Here is a 3,758-nt window from a genome sequence, read left to right on the forward strand (position 1 = left end):
ACGTCAACGTGTTGCTATCGGTCGTACTCTGGTTTCTCAACCAAACGTATTCCTACTTGATGAACCTCTATCTAACCTGGATGCAGCACTGCGTGTTCAAATGCGTTCACAAATCACGAAGCTACAGCGTCAACTGGGCTGTACCATGATTTATGTAACACACGACCAAGTTGAAGCGATGACAATGGCGGATAAAATCGTTGTGCTTGATGGTGGTTTTGTTTCTCAAGTGGGTAAACCTCTTGATCTTTACCACTATCCTCAAAACCGTTTCGTTGCTGGCTTTATTGGCTCACCAAAAATGAACTTTATGTCGGTTCACATCGAACAAGCTGAAGCAGAACGCGTATTGGTACAACTTTCAAACGGTATGACTTTCTGGATCCCAGTTGATGGCACGACTGTCAACGCTGGTGACCGTATGTCTCTAGGAGTTCGTCCTGAGCACTTGTTGTCTGCTGAAACAGGTGATGCGACGATTGAAGCTGATGTGTTGATGGTCGAGAAGCTCGGTAACGAAACACAAGTTTACCTAAACCTCGACAGTGCCGATGCTGACGTTATCTATCGCCAGCCAGACACGTTGACGATTGAGTCTGGTGACAAGCTAGCGATTGGTATTCCTGCACACCGTTGTCACTTGTTCCATAGCGATGGTAGAGCATGTCGTCGCTTGTACAAAGAGTACGGCACCGACTAATCAATTCGTCGTTTTAGGATATAACTTGCCCGTATCGAATCCCTCTTACCTTGTAAGGGGGATTTCTCATTTTCTGACAACGAGTTTTACTTTCATTAAATAGATCGCGCTTTGTCTGTTGTCTGTTGTCTGTTGTCTGTTGTCTGTTGTCTGTTGTCTGTTCAGTATAAAAACAAAAAAGGCCTAGCGAATGCTAGACCTTTATCTGTTTGAGCTAAAAGCCATCCTATCTAAACGATAAAGATATAGGCTTGCTCAACTTTAATACCAATCGTAGTAAATAACTTAGTGAATTGGCGTATCACTTGTTTTATTGAACTGGCCAAAATGCTGTTCTAACACTTCAGGTGTCAGTTTGCCTTCCGCTTCTAGTCGCTTAAATTCAGCAACGATCGCTTTTTGCTCTTCAAGTGATGGAAGTTTCACTTCAGGCTCATCGCCCATCTCTTGAGTCATCTGCTCTAGTTCTTTTTCAAAATCGCTCATGATACTTACCTAAATATTAAACCTAGCGAGATTTTACTCATTTACGCTCTATGATGCTAGGGCGATTAGGTGCAAAGCCCGAAACCAGATCAAGTGAACATCAGCTTAAATGCAGAACTGCGGTCTGAATGGCGACGTTCAACGTAAAAAGCTATACCAAACGTAACAATTAGCATCAGACGTAAAAGCCACACCAAACATAAACTGCCTAGCAAACGTAAAGTGCCGTATCAAACGTAAAGTGCCGTATCAAACGAACAAGCATATCAGACGTAAAAAAGCCGGGGTCACGTGAAATGAATCCGGCTCCAATGTAAGTGTTGCAAGTTTATCCGCTATTAAAGCTTAAACGAGCCAACCATCTTATCTAGACGAGAAGAAAGCTGTTGAAGTTCTTGGCTCGCTTCAGCAAGCTGCTCTGCGGTTCCAGTCGTCACTTCGTTAATCGCGTTGATTTCTTCAATATTCTGGTTGATGGTATGAACTACGGTTGATTGCTCTTCCGTTGCCGTTGCCACTTGAGTGTTACGATCAGTGATATCAACGATACGGTCTGAAATACCACCCAGTACGTCCACCGCTTCATCCGACGCCGATACGCCTTCAAGTGTAATCACTTTGCCTGCACTCATCGCCGTTACGGCATCTTTAGCATCACTTTGCAGTTGGTTGATCATCTTCTGAATCTCTTCAGTAGAATCTGCGGTACGGCTTGCTAGGTTACGAACCTCATCGGCTACAACGGCAAAGCCGCGACCTTGTTCACCCGCACGCGCAGCTTCAATAGCAGCGTTCAGAGCTAGTAGGTTGGTTTGTTCAGAGATGTCACGAATTACACCCAAAATAGAGCCAATGTCTTGAGTCGTTGAAGCTAACTGCTCTACCACTTGACCTGTACTTTCGATGTCTTGCGCTAAACGGCTGATCGCGTCTTTTGCTTTGTTTACCACAGATCGGCCTACTTCAGTATTGCCTGAAGCCTGTGTTGCCGTTTCCGCAGCCGTTGCCGCATTCGATGCAATCTCGCTGATTGTCATGCCCATCTGGTTAATGGCTGCAACTACCTGAAGAGTTTGATCTCGTTGTTCTTGGCTATTGTCGTGGGTGATGTGCGCTTTGTTAGAAACACTCTCAGCGGCGACTTGAAGTGCTTGGCTTGTAGAAAACACCTCTTTCATCGACTCGTGAATCTTTTCGATGAATCCATTAAAGCCCTTTGAAAGCTGTGCAATTTCATCGTTGCCTTTCACTTCGATACGCTGAGCAAGGTCACCGTCACCTTCGCCAAGGTCACCGAATCGCTTAGCCAAAAGTTTAATCGGTTGAGTAATACTGTTTGCTAGCACCACGCCCATCAGAATAAAGATTAACGCTACAACAGCGGTCATGATCAGCATCTGTTTAGCCGTTGCATCAAGCTCAGCAAAAACTTCGCTCGTCGGAACTTCACCAACAACGAACCAATCCATTGACGGCACATACAAACTCGCGACAAACAACTCTTGTCCTTTATGTTCCGTTGTAATCAGGTTAAATCCTGACTTGCTTAACAACTGACTAGATTGAGGACCGTAAAGTTGTTGAAGTGATGAATCACTAAGCGAACGTTCGCGATGAATTTGAACATCACCTTGGCTATTCGTTAAGAAAACAAAACCGGTATCTTCGATCTTAAAACTATTGAGTAGACTTACCATGTCACCCATCGATTTCGATAAGCCAGACATCGCTAAACCAGAAGGTTGTTGGTAGTTAGCGAACATTTTCACTTCACCTGTCGCTTCTTGGAACATACTGACCATTGTCTGCTGGCCAGATTGCGTAAAGCCAAAGAACCAACCATCTTGCTGTTGATTGAGTTGACGCAAGAAGCCATCTTGGTTCCAGTAGTAGGCCGTTTGACGGTTCGCTACTGAGGCATCATTTAGCTGGTATTGGTTACGAACATTGTTCAATTGCTTTACTAGCTTGTTCTCTAAGACGGCATCACGATCGGTCGATTCGATAGCGTCAGAAATGAATTCATTCGAAGCAATTTGTTCTGCAGCTAACAATAGCTGAGAGACTTCACGGTCAATTTCACCATTAATTCGCTCTAACATTCCCGGAAGCTCAATATCGACTAATCGATGACTCAAAACATCTCTTGCTTGCTTTTGTGCCATCGCACCGACAATCACCGTTGATGCAAGAACTGCGAAGGTAATTCCAAGTACAACTTTTTGTTTAATACTCAGAGAGTTAGTTTTCAACATATTTGGACCTTTAAAAAGAATCGCTCGTTATTTATACATCCTGAACAGGATTTTTTTTGGTGCACTTAAACCAGTAGTGCACTCTCTCCACCATATATCGGCTAACCCCCATCAAACTAGAGAGGTATTTCGCAAAAATTTGTAAGCATGGTGAAACAAAGCAACCATTCTTCTATAGAGAAAACCATCAGCAAGACTAATGCAGTGAGACGTAACCATTCATTTTAATTATCTGGACAATGAGATTCCCCGAAGCTCACTGAACGACAGGCCTCTGAAGCTTTGATATATAAAAAGCGATTGATATGGTACAAACC

The 3,758-nt window shown here is 43.8% G+C and carries 3 protein-coding genes; 1 reads left to right on the forward strand and 2 read right to left on the reverse strand.

From position 1 onward, the window contains the following. Positions 1–700, forward strand: a 700-nt coding sequence (locus tag AB4496_RS19960; RefSeq protein ID WP_372103577.1) for a TOBE domain-containing protein, incomplete at its 5' end; no start/stop codon positions are given. A gap of 285 nt (positions 701–985) precedes the next feature. Here AB4496_RS19960 and AB4496_RS19965 read toward each other — a convergent pair. Both AB4496_RS19965 and AB4496_RS19970 read right to left on the reverse strand, forming a co-directional pair. Continuing rightward, positions 986–1,186, reverse strand: coding sequence for a chromosome segregation ATPase (locus tag AB4496_RS19965; RefSeq protein ID WP_009845810.1), 201 nt, complete (start codon positions 1,184–1,186; stop codon positions 986–988). A 338-nt stretch (positions 1,187–1,524) separates the two neighbouring features. Next, positions 1,525–3,441 carry a methyl-accepting chemotaxis protein gene (locus AB4496_RS19970; protein WP_009845811.1) on the reverse strand — a complete coding sequence of 639 codons (1,917 nt, stop codon included), beginning with the start codon at positions 3,439–3,441 and terminating at the stop codon, positions 1,525–1,527. Between the last annotated feature and the right edge of the window lie 317 nt (positions 3,442–3,758).

Source organism: Vibrio sp. 10N.222.46.A1, from assembly GCF_041473595.1.
Classification (GTDB): Bacteria; Pseudomonadota; Gammaproteobacteria; order Enterobacterales; family Vibrionaceae; genus Vibrio; species Vibrio tasmaniensis_A.

Bases quoted from the DNA above. Each gene is read 5' to 3' on its own strand.
- AB4496_RS19970 (WP_009845811.1), bottom strand. From the start codon at position 3,441: ATGTTGAAAACTAACTCTCTGAGTATTAAACAAAAAGTTGTACTTGGA.
- AB4496_RS19965 (WP_009845810.1), bottom strand. From the start codon at position 1,186: ATGAGCGATTTTGAAAAAGAACTAGAGCAGATGACTCAAGAGATGGGC.